This window comes from Propionicimonas paludicola (assembly GCF_002563675.1).
Taxonomy (GTDB): domain Bacteria; phylum Actinomycetota; class Actinomycetes; order Propionibacteriales; family Propionibacteriaceae; genus Propionicimonas; species Propionicimonas paludicola.
Genome location: NZ_PDJC01000001.1, coordinates 127,012 through 145,230 on the forward strand (window position 1 = coordinate 127,012; position 18,219 = coordinate 145,230).

Below are 18,219 nucleotides of genomic sequence, written 5' to 3' on the forward strand. Positions count from 1 at the left end.
CCATTCGCCGGAACTGGCAGGCTATGCCGCCCGCTGGCGGCCCCGGCCTTCAGCGAGCGGGTGACCGCTCGCTGAAGGCTCGGCTCTGCGCTGGTCAGTCGGTCGGCAGCTCGCGCAGACTGCGCAGCGGAGTGGCCAGCACCCAAACCACCGCCGCGCACAGCAGGACGGCACTGAGCCAGATCGCCGCCGGGGCGCCGAACCGTTCGCCGACCACGCCGCCGATCACCGAGCCCAGCGGCATCGAGCCGAGTTCAATGAACCGCAGCGTGCCCAGCACCCGTCCCCGGGCCTGTTCGGGTGCCAGCAGCTGGCGCACTCCCGAGCCGAGCACGGAGAAGCCGAGCAGGCCGGCTCCCATCACCACCGCGCCAGTGAAGACCACGATGGTGGCCATGGTCGGCGCCAGGCCCCAGTCCGAGGCGGTCAACGCGGCCAGTCCAGCGGCACCGACCAGCGGCGAGACCACCAGAGCGGTGCCGGTGCCGACCCGTCCGGCCAGCGGGCTGATCGTCATGGCCCCGATCGCTCCACCCACGCCAAAGGCCACGAAGACCAGGCCGACCATTCCGGCGTCCATCTTCAGGCTGTTGACCAGGTAGAACATCAAGACAGCGAAGGCGGCGTTCATGGCGATGCTGATCATCGACAGACCACCGCCGATCCCGATCAGCCGGGCGTCCGCACGGACCAGCCGCCACCCCTGTACCACCTGCTCCCAGGTCGAGGTCTCCTCACTGGGGCGGTGCTGCTCGGGAGTGCGGATGCTGCCCACCGAGATCGCCGACACCAGGTAGGAGCCGGCATCGATCAGCATCGAGATCGGGGCGCCGATCACCTTGATCAGGACGCCGACCAGGCCGGGTGCGCCGACCATCGATAGGGAGCCGGCTGTCTGCAGGGCCCCGTTGGCCCCGACCAGCCGCTCGGACGGGACCAGTTCGGGCAGCTGGGCCTGGCAGGCCACGTCGAAGACGATGTTGCCGATGCCGACCACGAAGGCCACCACGCACAGCTGGACGAAGCTCAGCCAGCCACCGATGGCGGCGATCGGCACCGAAACCACGGCCACCGCCCGCAGGAGGTCGGAGAGCACCATCAGCCGGCGCCGGGAGTAGCGGTCGACATAGACCCCGACCCACAAGCCGATCAGCAGGTAGGGCAGGTTGTCGACGGCGCCGAGCAGGCCCATGGCGGCCGGGGTTGCCCCCAGGGAGAGCACCGCGATCATCGGCAGTGCCATGAACGTCACCTGCGAACCGACCGCGGAGACGCTTTGACCGAACAAGAGCCGTCCGAAGCCGCCCGCCCACCAGGGGCGTTGCTTCGGCTCGACGGGGGCGAGGAGTTGCTCGTCCAGCATCCGAATCACCTCAAAACTTACAGTGTATGTTTAGTGATTCGAGAGTAGACTTACGGCGTAAGTGAAGTCAAGCATCGAGGAGAATCGACGTGGCAGCGCGCCAGACCGGACGCGGGACCCTCAGCCGAGCGGCCATCGTGGACGCCGCCCTGCGGCTGGTCGATGCCGGCGGCCTGGAGGCGCTGAGCATGCGCAGCCTGGGCCGCGAACTGGGCGTCCAGGCGATGAGCCTGTACAACCACGTGGCCAACAAGGCCGAGGTCATCGACGCCCTGCACGAGCGGCTGATCCTGGAGATCGGCTTCCCCGAGCTCGAGGCCGACTGGGTGGAGTCGCTCCGGCTGGCCGCTCACGCCTATCGCCAGGTGGCGCTGAACCATCCGCAGGGCTTCGTGCTACTAGCCACCCGTCCACTGGCCACGCCGGCCGAGATCGCCCACGTGGCGCCGATGCTGGAGTTGCTGGCCTCCTCCGGGTTCGGGCTGAGTCAACAGATGCTGATCATCAACATCTATTTCACCGCTTTGAACGGGTTGCTGCTGGCCGAGGTGGGCCCGGTGCCCGGCCACTCCGACATTCCCGAGCCGGACGCCGCCGACGTCTTCCGGCGCAGCGCCGATGCCGACCCCGGTCACTCCCCGACGATTGCGGGGCTGGCGGCGCTGGCCGAGGCCGGGTTCAACGCAGACTCGATGGGGGAACAGTTCGCTCTGTCGGTCGAGGTGATCCTCACCGGGCTGCGCAGCATCGTCCCTGATCGGACGAATGAGGCGGCTCAGCAGGCCACACCACGGGGGGTATGAAAACTTGACCCGGCCAGCGGCTGGGTAATTGTTTCCACTTCTGCCTTATTGGTAGCACAATGGCCGAAGTTGCCCGCGGCACCGTTGCCGCCCGCGACCCGGCGGGGTCCAGAACCCGCCGTTGAGCGCATCGTTAGGAACTTGCATGTCATCGAAGACCTCTCAGTACCCAGGCGTCCCCGAGGTAATCAACGGCAACGGTGCCGTCGCTTACGTCATGAAGCATGTGTGTGGAGGGGTGATCGGCTATCCGATCACACCGTCCACCGAGATCTCGGAGACCTTCGAGGCGGCCCGCGCCGAAGGCCAGCTCAATGTCTTCGGCAAGCACCCCTTCTTCGTCGAGACCGAGGGTGAGCATTCCGCGCAGAGCGGCGCCCTGGGTGCAGCTCTCACCGGCGGTGCGTTCATCTCCAATGCCTCCTCCAGCCAGGGCATCCTCTACGGCCTGGAGTCGCACTACGTGACCGTGGGCAAGAAGATCGGCGGCTTCGTGCTGCAGGTCGCGGCCCGAGTGGTCACCAAGCACTCGCTGAACGTGATGGCCGGCCACGACGACGTGTACGCGCTGCTGCCCACCGGCTACACGATCCTGTTCGGCTCCAACCCGCAGGAGGCTGCCGACCTTGCCGCGATCTCCTACCGGGCCTCGGCGCTGTCGCTGGTCCCGGTGGCCAATGCCATGGACGGCTTCGCCACCAGCCACGTGATGAGCGAGGTGCTGCTGCCCGAGCCCGCGCTGCTGCGCGACTACCTCGGCGACCCGGCCGGACGGATCGCCTGCCCGACCGTGGCCCAGGAGTTGCTGTTCGGGGCCAAGGGACGGCTCTTCCAGCTGAACGCGTGGCTGGATCGCCACGGCGCCGCTTTCGAGGCCAAGGATCTGACCGCCCTGCGCGGCCACCTGGCCAAGCACGCCGATGCCGTCGAGGCCGGCGACGAGGCGCTGCTCGACAAGACCCTGTCCTGGGTGCCGGCCGACAAGCAGGGTCAGTGGCGCCGCCAGTGGCGCAACGCCGAGGCCAAGGGCACCCGCCAGCTGGTCCCGGCCCTGGTCGACCCGAACAACCCCGGTCTGACCGGTCCGGTGCAGAACCAGCCCGACTTCCAGGCCGGCGCGGCCGACCACCGCACGCACTTCGCCAACGCCGTCCCGGCTCTGGTCCGGCAGGCCATGGCCGAGTACTCCGCACTCAGCGGACGCGACTACGCCCCGGTCCAGGCCTACGGCTGCGAGGACGCCGACTACGTGATGGTCGGCATGGGTTCGATCACCGACGACGTCCAGGCCGTCCTGCCCTACCTGCGCTCGCAGGGCCTGAAGGTCGGCGTGGTCTCGGTAAAGCTGCTCCAGCCGTTCCCCGAGGCCGAACTGGTGGCCGCGATCGGCAACGCCAAGGCCGTCACCGTCCTGGAGCGTTCCGACGACACCGCGCTCACCCGGCTGGTCACCTCGGCGCTGTTCCACGCCCGGGCCAATGCCGAGTCCGGCACCGAGCAGTTCGCCGGCGTCCCGGCACTGGCTGCGCTGCCCCGGCTGACCACGGCGATCTTCGGCCTGGGCGGCCATGACGTCCAGCCGCGGCACATCGTGGCCGGCTTCCAGAACATGGTGGACGCCAACCCGTCCCCGGTGGTCTACCTGGGTTCCCAGTTCTTCACGGCCAACCCCACCCCGGCCGTGGCGGCCATCCAGGACCGGCTGCGTGCGGCCTACCCGGAGACCGAGGCTATGGCGCTGGCTACCGGCCCCAACCCGAAGGTGCTGCCCGAGGGTTCGCTGCGGATCCGGTTCCACTCGGTCGGCGGCTACGGCACGGTTGCCACCGGCAAGCTGCTCACCGACCTGCTCAGCTCGATGCTGCGGATGCACTCGAAGTCGGCACCCAAGTACGGCTCGGAGAAGTCCGGCGCGGCCACCAACTACTACATCACCTTGTCCCCGGAGCCGGTGCTGATCACCAATGCCGAGCTCGAGGACGTCGAGGTGGTCGTGGCTCCTGACCACATGGTGTTCTCGCACACCAACCCGCTGAAGGGCCTGGTGGCCGGCGGCACCCTGATCATGCAGTCCGACTCCGAGCCGCTGGCGGTGTGGAAGAGCCTGCCGGCCTTCGCCCGCCGAGTGATCCGGGAGCGCAACATCCGCTTCCTGGTGATCGATGCGTTCAAGATCGCTCGCTCGCACGCCCCGAACCCCGAACTCGAGACCCGGATGATGGGCATCGCGTTCATCGGCGCCATCCTGGGCAACGTCACCGGGATCGCCAAGGCCGGCGCCGAGGCCGAGATGGCCGAGGAGGTCCGAGCCGAGCTGACCAGGAAGTTCGGTCGCCGCGGCGAGAAGGTGGTCGAGGCCAACATGGCCGTCATCCACGACGGCATGACCGCCACCACGGTGGTCGACTACGCCGATCCGTCCTTCGAGGCCGCCGAGGCCGAGCAGCTGCGCGAGGCCCGTCCGGCCTTGTCGGCGCTGATGTCGCCGACCGTGGGCGGCGAGCGGACCAGCGGCCTGTTCGACCCGGTCTACTTCGACGAGATGATGGGACGGCCGTTCCGCGACGGCACCATCGACGAGGCCCCGGTCCTGCCCGGCACCGGCATGTTCATGCCGGCCGGTAGTGCGGCCACCAAGAACAAGGGCATCTTCCGGCGCAACGTCCCGATCTTCGATCCGGCCGCCTGCACCGCCTGCATGGAGTGCGCGATCGCCTGCCCGGACAACGCCATCCCGAACACCGCTCACGAGCTGTCCGAGCTGCTGATCGCCGGCATCGACGCGGCCGGCCTGGTCGAGTCGAAGCGGACGGCCTGGCTCGACCTGGTGCCGGCCTGGACCGACGCCATTCGGGCCCGGCTGGTGGCCAACCCGGCGGCCAGCGACCTGGCCGCGGTGGCCTCGGCTGCGGCCGAGGGCCTGGACGTCCCGCCGATGTGGACCGCCCAGCTCGATCAGATCGCCGCCGCGCTGGCCGCCTTCCCGGTGGCCCGGACCCGTCCGCTGTTCGACGCGGCCGAGAAGACCGCCCCCGGCTCCGGAGTGCTGTTCTCCGCGGTGGTCGATCCGTGGAAGTGCACCGGTTGCCTGCAGTGTGTCGAGGTCTGTGGCCCCGGCGCGCTGAGCACGGTCGAGCAGGATCAGCCGTTGCTGGCCATGCTGGAGAACCGCTTCGAGCGGCTCACCACGCTGCCTGACACCCCCGAGCGGATCACCGCGGACGCCACCGCCCCCGGCGGCGACGTGAAGCGGATCCTGCTGTCCCGGGCGGACTACTACTCGATGACCGGTGGCCACGGCGCCTGCCGTGGGTGCGGTGAGGTCACCGCCATCCACCTGTTCAACTCGCTGTCCCACCGGATCGGCGACGACCAGCGCAAGGCGCACACCGCCGAGTTGGAGCAGTTGCTCGACTCGCTGTCGGCCCTGTCCGAGAAGCTGCCCGAGTCCAGCCCACGCCGGATGCGGGTGAGCGCGGCCATCGAGCAGCTCGAGCGTCGGCTCTACCTGTACGAGTCCGGCCCAACCGGCAACGGCCCGGCCCCGACCGTGATGGCCAACTCCACCGGCTGCTCGAGCGTGTACGCCTCGACCATGCCGAACTCGCCCTACCTCGACCCGTGGGTCAATGGCCTGTTCCAGGACGCCCAGCCGCTGGCTGTGGGTATCTACGAGGGCCTGGTCGCCGGTCTGGTGGACGAGGTTCGTGCGCTGCGGGTGGCCAAGCTGGAGCTGGCCGGCAAGTACGACCCGAGCGTCCACGACGCCAAGCTGGCCACGATGTCCTGGCGGGACTTCACCGCAGAGGAGCGGGCCCTGGTGCCGACCGTGGTGACGATCAGCGGTGACGGCGCGGCCTTCGACATCGGCTTCGGCGCCATGTCGCGAGTGTTCGCGGCCGGTACCCCGATCAAGTCGTTGGTGCTGGACACCGGCGGCTACTCCAACACCGGCGGCCAGGCGTCCACGGCGTCCCACTCCGGACAGGACGCCGACCTGGCCCGCTACGGCGCGGCTCACGCCGGCAAGCAGGAGCGTCGCAAGGAACTCGGCTTGCTGGCCGCCTTCCACCCGAACGTCTACGTCTGCTCGACCTCGACGGCCTACCACGGGCACTTCCTGCGGGCGGCCGGAGAGATGCTCGGCTACGAGGACGGCGCGGCTCTGATGGTCGCTTACACCCCGTGTGACACCGAGAACGGGCTGCCCGAGGATCTGGCCAACACCCGGGCCCGGATGGCCGTGGAGAGCCGGGTCAGCCCGCTGTTCGTCCACGACCCGCGGCGCGGTGTGGCCATGTCGGCCCGGTTCAGCCTGGAGGGCAACCCGGAGCCCAGCGGCCTGTGGGTGACCACGGCGCTGACCTACCGGGACGAGCGAGGACGGGTTCAGGTGCTGAACCAGCCGTTCACCCCGGCCGACTTCGCCATCGGCGAGGGCCGGTTCGCCAAGCAGTTCCGCTGGCTGGCCGCCTACGAGGAGGATCAGGCCATTCCGATCGCTGAGTACGTCGAGCTGCCCGCAGCTCAGCGTGCGGCCAGGACGCCGTTCGTCTACACCACCGATCGCAAGCAGCGGCTGGTGAAGATGGTCTGCTCGCCGGCCATCGTGGCCATGGTCGAGGATCGTCGCCAGAACTGGCGGACCCTGCAGTTCCTGGCCGGCCAGTCCGAAGCCCAGCTCAGTGCAGCCCACAAGGTCGAACTGGAGGCCTGGACGGCTCGCTACGCCGAGGCCGTGGACGCCCGCGAGTCCGCCCTGGACGTGATCGCCCAGGCTATGGCCGACCTGGCCACCTCGTCCGGCGCTCCGGCCGGCAGCCCGCTGCACCTGGGTATCGGGATGCTGTCCGGCCCGGCGCCGACCCCGTCCGCCCCGGCGGCTCCGGCGGCCGACGGTGAGCCTCCGATCTGGCTGGATCCCGAGGACGTGGCCAAGTGCAATGACTGCGCGACCTGTTACCAGGAACTGCCGCAGCTGTTCGAGAAGGCCACCATCGTGGTCGACGGTGAGCCGAAGACGGTCGGACGGCTCAAGGACGGAGTCCTGGACGGCCTGGACGTCTCCTCGGAACTGGCTGCTCGGATCGCTCGAGTGAAGGCCACCTGCGACGCGGAGATCATCTCGTGACCAGCCCATCGTTCACCAACCAGTTGGGCCTGTTGGAGCGGCGGCTGGCCGCCGACCCGCGGGCCTTCCGGGAGCTGTTCACCGCCGACGGCATGGAGGCGGTGGCCTGGGAGTTCCGCCAGCCGGAGCTGAGCAAGGAGTTCATCACCGAGGTCTGGGACGTGCTCAGCCGCGACGATGACTCCAGCCGAGTGATGATGCGCTTCCTGTGGCGACTCCCGGTCGGCAAGAAGCGGCTGTTCATGCGGGCCCTGGACGGCCACCTGTCCGATCGCTACCCGATGTTCGCCGGGCTCAGCCAGAACTGGCCGGCCGGCAACGCCATCGAGCCCTACATCCGCGAACCAGATGACCGGGCCACCGACTTCGAGCTGGTCAACAAGGGCTACCTGGGCTACATGGATCTGGGCTACACCCGCCGCGACATCGAGCTGTTCGTCTGGCTGGAAGCGCTGCGCGACAAGCAGTGCGCCGAAGCCCCGTGTGAACTCGGTGTGCTGCTGGCCGGGCATCGCGAGCCGCAGGGCGGCTGCCCGGTGCAGATCCACATCCCGGCCATGTTCGAGCTGATCGGCAATGGACGCTTCCGCGAGGCCCTCGAACTGCTCGAATCCTGCAACCCGCTGCCGAACGTCACCGGCCGGGTCTGCCCGCAGGAGCTGCAGTGCCAGGGGATGTGCATCCACCAGCACTCGATGAGCATCGGTCAGCTGGAGTGGTTCCTGCCGGAGTGGTCGAAGCTGGCCGAGCCCGGCGCCACCCAGGCCCGCTTCGCCGGCGTCCGCGATCCCTGGCTGGCCGCCAAGCGGCCGCCGGTGGCAATCATCGGCTCCGGCCCGTCCGGCCTGATCACCGCCTACCTGCTGGCCGCCGAGGGCTTCCCGGTGACCGTCTTCGAGGCCTTCCACGAGCTGGGCGGTGTGCTGCGCTACGGCATCCCGGAGTTCCGGCTGCCGAACCAGCTGATCGACGACGTGGTGGAGAAGATCAAGCTGTTGGGCGGACGCTTCGTCACCAACTTCGTGGTCGGCAAGACCGCCACCTTGGAGCAGCTGACCGAGGCCGGCTTCGTCCGCGCCTTCGTGGGTAGTGGAGCCGGCCTGCCGCGCTTCCTGAACGTCCCCGGCGAGCATCTGCTGAACGTGATGAGCGCCAACGAGTTCCTGACCCGGGTGAACCTGATGCAGGGCCACCGGGACGACCGGGAGACCCCGCTGCCCGAGGTCAAGGACAAGCAGGTGCTGATCATCGGCGGTGGCAACACGGCCATGGACGCCGCTCGCACCGCCCGTCGGCTCGGCGGCAACGTGACCATCGTCTACCGGCGCACGCGCGCGGAGATGCCGGCCCGGGTCGAAGAGCTCGAGCACGCCCTGGAAGAGGGCATCGAGCTGGCCGTGCTGCGCTCCCCGGTGGAGTTCATCGGCGACGAGAAGACCCACTTCGTGACCACGGCCAAGGTCGAGATCATGGGCCTGGGCGAACCGGACGCCTCCGGGCGGCGTCGTCCGATCGCCACCGGACGGACCACCGAGATGCCCGCCGACCTGGTGATCATGGCCCTGGGCAACTCGGCCAACCCGATCATCAAGGACTCCGAGCCCCGGCTGTCGGTGTCGCCCTTCGGCACCATTGCCCAGGTCTCCGACGATTCCAAGGAGACCTCGATCGCCGGCATCTTCACCGGTGGCGACGCGGCCCGAGGCGGTTCGACCGCCATCCGGGCAGCTGGGGACGGCCAGTCGGCGGCCCGCGAGATCGTGGCCACGTTGTCGACGTTCCCGACCGCGGAGATCCCCGACCGGGTGGCCAAGGCGCTGGCCTACACCGAGGTGGCCGCCGAGATCCCGGTGATCGTGGCCAAGACCCACCTCAGCGTGGGGATCGAGGAGTTCACGGTCCGGGCTCCGGTGGTCGCGGCGTCGGCGCAGGCCGGCCAGTTCGTCCGAGTGCTGCCGACTCCTGATGGCGAACTCATTCCGCTGACCCTGGCCGATTGGGACGCCGCGGCCGGCACCATCACCTTGGTGGTGCAGGCCATGGGCACCTCGACGCTGGGCCTCAATCAGATGCAGGTCGGTCAGGCGCTGGCCGGCGTGGCCGGGCCACTGGGACGTCCCAGCGAACTGCACCACTACGGCGCCGACGACACGGTCGTGTTCACCGCCGGCGGGCTAGGCCTGCCGCCGGTCTACCCGATCATGCGCGAGCACCTGCGGCTGGGTAACCACGTCACCTTGATCTCCGGCTTCCGCAGCGCCGACTTGATGTTCTGGGACGGCGAGGACGAGCGGGTCGGCCGGATTCAGGCCGAGTTCGGCGAACTGCTCGACGTGATCTATGCCACCAACGACGGCTCCTACGGGATCCAAGGCTTCGTCACCAGCCCGCTGGAGGAGATGCTGAAGGCCAACCAGGAGGGCAAGGGACGCCGGATCGCCGAGGTGGTCACCATCGGCCCGCCCATGATGATGCGCGCGGTCTCCGATCTGACCAAGGGCTACGGCGTTCCGACCGTGGCCAGCCTGAACTCGATCATGGTGGACGCCACCGGCATGTGTGGGGCCTGCATGGTGCCGGTCACCGAGGACGGGAAGCTGGTCCGCAAGCACGCGTGCATCGACGGCCCGGAGATCGACTCGCACGCCATCGACTGGGACAAGTTCCTGCCCAGGTTCGGATTGTTCCGTAGTCAGGAGCAGGCCAGCCGGGTCCGTCACGGCTTCTGAGTAGGCGATCGGGCGGCCGTCCGGCAACCCCGGGCGGCCGCTTCGATATCTCGGCCCTGGCTTGGCCGGACGTCCCGGCCGGGGGACAAGAGGCCACCCGCTCATGACGGGCTGAATTCGGCCCGTCCGGTGGTTGACTCGGTCGCAGATATCACGCTTTGCCCCCCTCCCAAAGGTTGGTACCCCATGACCTCCCTTCCTCGTCGCGCCACCCTGGACGACGTGCAGCTGGATGTCGAGATCGCTCCCCGGCGGTTCGTCGACGGTGGCCCGGACCTGGCCTATCGGCTTGATCCGGCGTTCTATGAAGAGCTGGTGCATACCCCGGTTCCCGCCCCTGCGGTCAGCCGGCCTCCGGCCCGGCTCTCTCCGGAGTCCCCGCAGACGCCGGTCGCTCCGGTGATCGGGCTGGGACGTCCCGGCATCATGCCGTTCACCGCACAGACCTGCCCGGACTGCGGCTCCCCGATGATCCTTCAGCAGGCTCTGCGCGCGCAGTTCTCCGGGGGGAGTTTCTGGGGCTGCATGCGGTTCCCGATCTGTGCCGCCGTGGTACCGGCCAATGTGCCCGGCCTCGGCAACGGCATCAGTCAGGTGTCGCCGTTCGTGGCGTGAGGTTCGATCTGGCACGCTGGGAGAATGAGCAGCTTCTTCCCGGCCCGTGGCAGCGCCGATCCGTGGTTCCGGCTGGGCCGGCTCGAGGTCGGCACCACCGTTGCGGTGGCCGCCACGGTGGTCATGTCTTGGATCGCCTGGGTGGTTCTCGGTGGCGGCCTGGGGGCGGCACTGGGGTACTACCCGGCGGTTCTGGGCAGTGGCCAGATCTGGCGACTGTTCACTTGGCCCTGGGCTAACTCGCTAGGCCTGTGGCCGGTACTGAACCTGTTCTTCTTCTGGTACTTCGGCTCCGAACTCGAGGCCCAGATCGGACGGGTCAAGATGGCCTGGCTGCTGGTCGGGGTCTGGGCGTCGCTGACCGTAGCGGTGAGCGTGGTCGGACTGGCTTTCGACGGCGGGCTGTTTGGGATCGGGATGATCCAGTTCATGGTGCTGCTGGTCTGGATCGCCGAGTACCCGACCCGACGCTTCTTCTTCGCGATCCCGGCCTGGGTGTTCGGGCTGGTGCTGGTCGCCCTGCAGATCTTCGAGTCGCTGGGCTACCGCGACTTCGCCCCGCTGTTCAGCCTGCCGCTGAGCCTGGTGCTGGTCGCACTGGTGGCTCGCCGGGTCGGACTGCTGACCGATTACGCCTGGATTCCCGGCGCGCCCGGACGGCCCCGAACCCGGCCCGCGGCCAGGCGGCGTCCGGATCGGGAGCAGCAGCGGCGCACGAGTGATCGGGCTCGGCTGGACGAACTGCTGGACCGGATCAACGAGACCGGCCTGCACGGCCTCAGCGATGCCGAGAAGCGCGAGTTGAAGAAGCTCTCCGAGCGCCTGCGCGCACGCTGATAGGCTTCCGCGCCCTGAGCGTGTCGAAGGGTGCCCGCGTTCGGCCGCCCGGGGCTTCGACAGGCTCAGCTACCGGGGTTGCTCAGCCGCCGGGAATGTTCAGCCGAAAGTGCCAATCCGGAACTGCTTGAGCTGGTCGGCCGGCTGGGCCTGGCCACTGTGTTGGGCGTTGAAGGCCGCGGTGGCGTCCGTCCCGCACAGGGCCAAGATCCGCTGCGGCCCACCCGGATGGGCGTTGATCCAGTCGGTGAGGTCATAGACCGAGCCGTTGATGGCCGCCCAGCAGGAGCTGGCGCTGGCGTGCGCGGCGAGGTCGGACGCTGTGTAGGTGGCTTCGGCAGAGGGGGCCGGTGCCGAGCTGGACGGACTGGCCGGCGGGGCCGCAGGGGTGGTGACCGTCCCGCTGGGCTTGGCGCTCGGGGTGCCGGCTCCAGTCCCGGCCCAGACCGCAGTCGCCCCGCTATGGCCGACCAGGATCGACAGTGCGACCGTCACCAGCGCCAGCGCTGCGGTCAGCAGCGCGCCACCGATGGTGGCACCGGAGCGTCCGCGGTTGGCCCGGCGGTCGGCGCGATGCAGGAGGAACCAGATCAGCGCGGCCACCCACAGGCCGGCGGCCACCCACGGCAGCAGAGCACCCCAGGTGGCGTGCTCGGCGGGTCGTCCGATCTTGGCGGCCAGGTCCTCGCCGGACTCCTTGGCCACGAAGGCGGCGGCGGTGCCGACCGCCAGGACCAGCAGAGCCAGAACCCCGAACCGGTCGGCCAGCCGGCTGAACAGCACTAGTAGCAGCAACCCGAGGGCGGCGACCGGCACCAGCACCACGGCGAAGTGAACGACCAACGGATGCAGCGGCAGCCCGCCAAGGAACTGGGAGAGGTCCATGCCGAAAAAGTAGTCCATGCTTCAAAGATCGGCAGCCATTCCACCCGCCTGCGCGCCGTCCGGCCTCATGCGGGGACGGTTCCACTACCGTCCGGCGTTGTCAGCGAGGTTGTCGCGGACCTTCTCCGAAGAACGGGGCGCAGTGGCTGCCCCCGCGGAGCGACCTGGTCAGTGCCGATGGCACCAGCCGGCGGCGTGTTCGGCGACCAGGAGTCCCGAGGTCAGTGCAAAGCCGGCCGGGGCGCCGCCGATGGTGGTGATGGCCGTCTTGCCCCACGGGCCGGCGGCATCATTCCCGGCGGCGTACAGCCCACCGACCGGGTTTCCGTAGTGATCCAGGACGCGCAGGAACTCGTCCACCTCGATGGCCCCGGTGGTGCACAGCGCGGTCGCCTCCATCCGTAGTGCGTAGAACGGCGGATGGAGTAGCGGGTCGAGGTTGTGGGTCTTGAAGAAGCGGTGGTCCACGCCCTCGGCGCAGGCCTCGTGATACTGGCTGACCTCGTTGATGAAGGGCTCCAGCTCGACTCCGATCAGCCCGGCCAACTCCTCCAGGCTGTCGGCCCGGAAGGCGGTCTCCCCGCCGGCGAGATCCTCCTCCAGCTGGACGCGGAGCTTGGTCAGCTTGGTCCCGGGCAGGATCGCCGAGCCCATCCCGCGCCGCGCGCCGGAGTGGATCAGCTTGTCGATCTGGCTCTGGTCGAAGATCGACCAGGCGAAGCCCTGGTTCAACCGGGCCACAATGTCGCCGGCCCGATAGAGGGCCAGGGCCAGGGCCTCGTTGCAGAAGCGCCGTCCCGAACCATCCACCCACAGGGTCGGCTGGACGCAGGCGCAACTGATGTCGTCGGTCAGCGGACGCCCGTTGGTGGTGGCGGCCACCAACACGGCACCGATCAGGCTGGACGCATGGCCGCCGGCCATGGCGGCCAGCGCCAGGCCGTCCCCGGTATCTGCGCCATTGCCCGCGCTGGGCGTCTTGGCCAGGCCGGCGTAGCGACGCATCAGCTTCGGGCTGGCGGCATAGCCGCCGGTCGCGATCAGCGCGGCGCACGGTTGGATGAGTAGCTCGGCTCCCACATTGTTTCTGGCCACAATCGCGCTGACCGACCCGGCGGCGACCTCCAGCTGCTCGGCTCGAAAGCCGCGATAGATCCGGACGCCGCGGCGCTCGAGTTCGGTGCTCAGCACGTCGACCACGGCGCGCATCCGTCCGGTGGGCAGATGCGAGGTGGTCAACTGATGCACCGGATCGATGGCGATCACCTTGTCGTAGTGGATCCCCAGCTCAAGGAGTCGGTCCACCACCTCAGCACTGCGCTCGACGAATCGGCTGAGCAGGGACGGGTTGGCGTTCCAGTCCGACAGCTCCATCATCGCCTGGTAGACGCCTTCCTTGGTGAGGGAGACCCGTCGGTTGCGCTGCTCGACGGACTCGAAGGCGGCATGGCCGGCGGCGCGAGCGGCGTTTCCGCCCAGGTCGTCGAGCCGGTCGAGGAGGATCACGTCGAGGCCACGGCGGGTCGCTTCAAGTGCGGCCATCAGCCCTGCGGCACCTCCGCCGATGACGGCGAGCTGGCACCGTAGCGTTTCGCGCTCCGCCACCGCTGGCTCCTCGTTCTGAACATCGTTCACTGCGAAGGGACGGATCCGAGGCCCGCAGCGGCTGGGGGGTGCCGGCCGCTGCGACGGGCTCGACTCGGGGAGACGTATTGGCGGCTGCTCTACCCGGATGTCCTGGCGGGGCCAGCCTCGGTCCGTCCCAAGGCCCAGCCAACCACCGTCCGGCCGACCGCATAAGTGGCCTTCCGGATCGAGTTGAGGTAGCCGATCGGCTACTCGACGATCCCCTCTCGGAGGCCCATCACGGCCACCTGGACCCGGTTGCGGACGTGCAGTTTCACCATGATGCTGCCCAGATGCTTCTTCACAGTGGCCTCCGACAAGTGCAGCCGGCCACCGATTTCCTCATTGGACAGGCCGTCCACCAGCAGCCGCAGCACATCTCGTTCCCGGTCGGTGAGCCGCTCGTGCAGCGGGCCCTCGGGGCTGCGGGCCGGCATCCCGAACTCGGCGAGCACCTTGGCGGCGATCGCCGAGGACAGCACGGCCTCGCCGCGGAGCACTCCCTGTAAGGCGTCGTGCAGCCGGTCGCCAGGCATGTCCTTGCTGAGGTAGGCGTGGGCGCCGTTGCGCAGCGCCTCGTAGACATCCTCGCCCAGGGTCGACATGGTCAGCATGGCTACGCGGACGTGCGCGTCGGCCGCGGTGATCTGCCGGGTGGCCAGCACGCCGGACAGTCGCGGCATCCGGACGTCCATCAGGATCAGGTCCGGATGCAGTTCGGCGGCCAGGGCCACCGCCTCTTCGCCGTCGGCGGCGCTGCCGACGACCTCGAACTCGGGCCAGCGGCTGATCAAGGCGATCAGTCCGTCGCGGACCAGAGCGTGGTCGTCCACGATCAGGACCTGGGCGCGTTCATTCATGGGTTTCCCGCCGTCCGCTCGAGCAGGGGTCGCGACTCGAACTGAATCGGGGCCTCCGCAGTCACCATGGTGCCGCCATCGGGTGCCGCGCCGAGGGTGATTCGGCCACCGATCAGAGCCATTCGTTCTGACATCACCCGCATCCCGAGGTGATCGCTCTTCATCCGTTCGGCATCCAGGCCGACGCCGTTGTCGATCACCGCCAGCCGGACGACCGTGCCGGGCAGGGTGACTCGAACCTGCACCCGAGTGCACTCGGCGTGCAGGCAGGCATTGGCCAGCGACTCCTGCATGACCCGGACGAGCTGGGCGGCCACCTGCAACGGCACCTGCTCGGCCTCCGACGGGCAGCTCAGATCGATGGGCAGCTGGTAGCGAGTGCGGGCCGCCTCAACGTGCCCTTCGAGGGTGTGTACCAAGCCCTCCCGGATCAGGGCCTCGTCTTGGCGTAGGCCGAGCATCTTGCTGCGCAGGCTGCGCTTGATGCCATTGACCAGGTGATCAACGACGGCCAGGTCTTGGCTGGCCTGCTCAGGGTCGGCCAAGTCGAGCCGGAGGGTCTGCAGCCGCAGGCTGAGCGCGGTCACTTGCTGGGAGAGGTCGACGTGCAACTCCTCGCTGATCCGCCGCCGCTCCTGCAAGGCCCCCAACTCGTGCTCACGGGACGACTTCAGCCACCGATACCAGTACCGGCCGAGGATCCGTCCGACGACCTCCAGGTAGGCCCGAGTGGGCTCGTCCATCCGCCAGCCGTGATCGAAGGCGAGCATGATCACACCGAGATGCCGGTAGTCGGCCTGGACCGGAACGACGACGCCGGGCGGCGGAAAGGCCTTGCGGAACTTGGGAGCCAAGGAGCGCCAGGCCAAGGTCTCGTCGTAGACCTCGACCAGGTGCGGGGTCTGGCCGACGAACGCTCGTCCGGTGCGGTTGGTGAGTTCGATGGTGGCCAGTTCCGGCCCGATCAGCGCCCGCTCCTCCGGACTGGCGATCAAATCCTGGTGGGTGACTTGATCGTCCAGCAGGTAGGCAGGAGCCATTTTCGCTCCGGTTGTCTCGCGCACAATTCGCAGCGCATCAAGAAAAGCCTCAGTTCGGTCACCGGACCAGGTGAGAGCGTCACTGATGCTGGCCAGGCTGACCAGATGGCGGTAACTCTGGTCCACGGGGATCAGCCTAACCAGAAAGCACCTCGGACGTGACGGACTGGTGGCATTTAGGGCGCGCCGGACAAGCGGAATTACTTCTGTTGCCCGCCGCGCCTTGCTGATCGTTCGGAAAACCACCGAACAGGCCTAACCTTTTTACCTATCCGCCACCTCCCGGAAGGGGCATCCGGATGCGGATCGTGTGCGCACCCGATTCCTTCAAAGGCTCAATGAGCGCCCTGATCGCCGCGCAAGCCATGCGCGACGGGGTGCGCCGCGCCGTCCCCGATGCCGAATGCGTGCTGGTGCCGATGGCCGACGGTGGCGAGGGGACGGTGGCCGCGCTGGCTGAGGCTCTCGGTGCCGAGTTGTTCGCCTTGACCGCCACCGATGCCCTGGGACGTCCGGTCCGCGCGGAGTACGCCTATGTCGCTGCGCAGAGGCTGGCGGTGATCGAAGTGGCTGCGGCGGCCGGGCTGGCGCTGCTGCGCCGCAATGAACTCGACCTGGCCCGGGCCACCACGTTCGGCGTCGGCGCCATGATCCTGGACGCGCTCGACCGGGGTGCGCGCCGGCTGATCATCGGGCTGGGCGGATCGGCCACCAATGACGCCGGGGCCGGTCTGATGACCGCGCTGGGGGCTCGCTTCCTCGATGCCGATGGCGTCGAACTCCCACCCGGTGGGGCGGCATTGGCCGGCCTAGCCCGGGTGGACCTGTCCGGGCTCGACCCGCGGCTGGCCGATCTCGAGGTACAGGCTGCCTGTGACGTCGAGAACGCCCTGCTCGGGCTGCGCGGCTGCAGTGCGGTCTTCGGTCCGCAGAAGGGGGCCACCACCAGCGAGGTGCACGTCCTGGACGCGGCACTGTCCCGGTGGGCCGACGTGGTCGAGCCGCTGGTCGGACGCCGAGTCCGGGAGCTGCCCAGTTCGGGCGCGGCCGGAGGGCTCGGTGCCGGGCTGGCGGCTTTCCTTGGTGCCGAGTTGGTCGGCGGTGCCGCGTTGGTCGCCGACACCGTCGGACTGTCCGGACGCATGGCCGGTGCGGACTGGGTGTTCACCGGCGAGGGCACCGTCGACTCCCTGACCATGTCCGGCAAGACGCCGTGGGGCGTGCTCGAGGTGGCCCGCCAGGCGGGTGTGCCGGTGATCATCTTCGCGGGGCGGGTCGCGCCCGATGCCAGTGCGCTGCTCTCCTATGGGGTGACCGCCCTGGTGCCGATCACTCCGGACAATCAAACCCTCAGCGCCGCCCTGTCGGCCGGCCCGCAGAACCTCGCCACGGCAGCCGAGCGGGTCGCCCGGCTGCTGTTCACCTGACGCCAACCTCCTCACTGCGGTCCGCACACCTCTCGTCCGTCTGCTGACCCCTTCGCAGATCTATTTGTAATGACCGGTCAGTTCAACTACATTTGAAGGTGTCGAGAGAGGAACGCGCAGTGAACACCCTGACGCAGGTCGCCCCAGAGGCGGCGACCACCACCGAGCTGGCCATCGAGGCCACCGCACTTCAGCTGGACGGACGCCGCGGCCGGGTCTTCGGACCCGTCGATGTGGCCATCGAGCCCGGCACTCTGAACCTGATCACCGGCCGCGCCGGCAGCGGCAAGACCTCGCTGCTGCTCACTCTGGTCGGACGCATGCGTCCCAACCGGGGCAGCCAGCTCACCGTCCTTGGCCGTCGGCTTCCGGCCCGCACTCTGGGCGTCCAGCGCCGTAGCGCGGCCGTCGGCATCCACGGCCTGGACGACCTGGACGAGGAGGTCACCGTGGCCGCCACCCTCCGGGAGCGCGAGGCCTGGTTGGCGCACTGGTACCAGATCGTCCGTACCCCTGGTGATGCACGGGTGGCCGAAGTCTGCGCTCCGGTCTTCGGGGACAGCCCTGCACCCAAGGCCAAGCAGCTCGTCCACGAGCTCGACGAGGCCGACAACCTGCTGCTGCGGATCGCGCTGGCCATGCTCAGCAGTCCCGAAATCCTGGTCGTCGACGACATCGACGCCCTGCATGACACCGACTCCCGCCGCCGGGTCTGGGAGGCCCTGCACGGCCTGGCCGACGCCGGTCTGACCATCGTGGTCTCGGCAGCCACCTCCGGTGAGCTCTCCCGGCTGGGCTGGGCCGTCCTGCCCACCCACATCCGGCTGCCCGAGCCCCCGGCCCGTCCGCGCGCTCGCCGCTGACCGCCCCACTCCACCGGATCCACTCCGCCTGAAAGACGAA

12 protein-coding genes are annotated in these 18,219 nt (G+C 68.8%); 7 read left to right on the plus strand and 5 right to left on the minus strand.

The features are described from left to right. Nucleotides 1-94: 94 nt before the first annotated feature. Nucleotides 95-1,363, minus strand: a complete 1,269-nt coding sequence (locus ATK74_RS00595; RefSeq protein WP_098459219.1) for an MFS transporter — start codon at nt 1,361-1,363, stop codon at nt 95-97. Nucleotides 1,364-1,452: 89 nt separating this feature from the next. Here ATK74_RS00595 and ATK74_RS00600 point away from each other — a divergent pair, with 89 nt between their 5' ends. From ATK74_RS00600 to ATK74_RS00620, 5 genes are all read left to right on the plus strand, one after another. Continuing rightward, nucleotides 1,453-2,166 carry a TetR/AcrR family transcriptional regulator gene (locus tag ATK74_RS00600; protein WP_098459220.1) on the plus strand — a complete coding sequence of 238 codons (714 nt, stop codon included), beginning with the start codon at nt 1,453-1,455 and terminating at the stop codon, nt 2,164-2,166. A 145-nt stretch (nt 2,167-2,311) separates the two neighbouring features. After that, the gene (locus ATK74_RS00605; protein ID WP_098459221.1) at nt 2,312-7,297 is read left to right on the plus strand and encodes a 2-oxoacid:acceptor oxidoreductase family protein; all 4,986 of its coding nucleotides are present in this window, start codon (nt 2,312-2,314) and stop codon (nt 7,295-7,297) included. Continuing rightward, nucleotides 7,294-10,026: a sulfide/dihydroorotate dehydrogenase-like FAD/NAD-binding protein gene (locus ATK74_RS00610; RefSeq protein ID WP_211283235.1), complete on the plus strand. Its 2,733-nt coding sequence runs from the start codon at nt 7,294-7,296 to the stop codon at nt 10,024-10,026. Before ATK74_RS00605 ends, ATK74_RS00610 begins: the two co-directional genes overlap by 4 nt. 186 nt (nt 10,027-10,212) lie before the next feature. Further along, the gene (locus ATK74_RS00615; protein ID WP_098459223.1) at nt 10,213-10,641 is read left to right on the plus strand and encodes a topoisomerase DNA-binding C4 zinc finger domain-containing protein; all 429 of its coding nucleotides are present in this window, start codon (nt 10,213-10,215) and stop codon (nt 10,639-10,641) included. 24 nt (nt 10,642-10,665) lie between these two features. After that, on the plus strand, nt 10,666-11,478 hold the full coding sequence (locus tag ATK74_RS00620) for a rhomboid family intramembrane serine protease (protein WP_098459224.1): 813 nt from the start codon (nt 10,666-10,668) through the stop codon (nt 11,476-11,478). A 99-nt stretch (nt 11,479-11,577) separates the two neighbouring features. Here the strand turns inward: ATK74_RS00620 and ATK74_RS00625 are convergent, their stop codons facing one another. From ATK74_RS00625 to ATK74_RS00640, 4 genes are all read right to left on the minus strand, one after another. Beyond that, the gene (locus ATK74_RS00625; RefSeq protein ID WP_211283236.1) at nt 11,578-12,381 is read right to left on the minus strand and encodes a cytochrome b5-like heme/steroid binding domain-containing protein; all 804 of its coding nucleotides are present in this window, start codon (nt 12,379-12,381) and stop codon (nt 11,578-11,580) included. A 150-nt stretch (nt 12,382-12,531) separates the two neighbouring features. Continuing rightward, a complete protein-coding gene (locus tag ATK74_RS00630) occupies nt 12,532-13,998 on the minus strand; it encodes an FAD-dependent oxidoreductase (RefSeq protein WP_098459225.1) in 1,467 nt (488 codons plus the stop codon). Nucleotides 13,999-14,198: 200 nt separating this feature from the next. After that, on the minus strand, nt 14,199-14,849 hold the full coding sequence (locus ATK74_RS00635) for a response regulator (protein ID WP_211283237.1): 651 nt from the start codon (nt 14,847-14,849) through the stop codon (nt 14,199-14,201). Further along, complete coding sequence (locus ATK74_RS00640) at nt 14,846-15,889, minus strand: sensor histidine kinase (RefSeq protein ID WP_143483514.1); 1,044 nt, start codon at nt 15,887-15,889, stop codon at nt 14,846-14,848. Before ATK74_RS00640 ends, ATK74_RS00635 begins: the two co-directional genes overlap by 4 nt. 299 nt (nt 15,890-16,188) lie before the next feature. Here ATK74_RS00640 and ATK74_RS00645 point away from each other — a divergent pair, with 299 nt between their 5' ends. Next, nucleotides 16,189-17,316, plus strand: a complete 1,128-nt coding sequence (locus tag ATK74_RS00645) for a glycerate kinase (protein ID WP_098459227.1) — start codon at nt 16,189-16,191, stop codon at nt 17,314-17,316. A 119-nt stretch (nt 17,317-17,435) separates the two neighbouring features. Continuing rightward, nucleotides 17,436-18,179 carry an ATP-binding cassette domain-containing protein gene (locus ATK74_RS00650; protein WP_169923668.1) on the plus strand — a complete coding sequence of 248 codons (744 nt, stop codon included), beginning with the start codon at nt 17,436-17,438 and terminating at the stop codon, nt 18,177-18,179. The last annotated feature ends 40 nt before the right edge of the window (nt 18,180-18,219 follow it).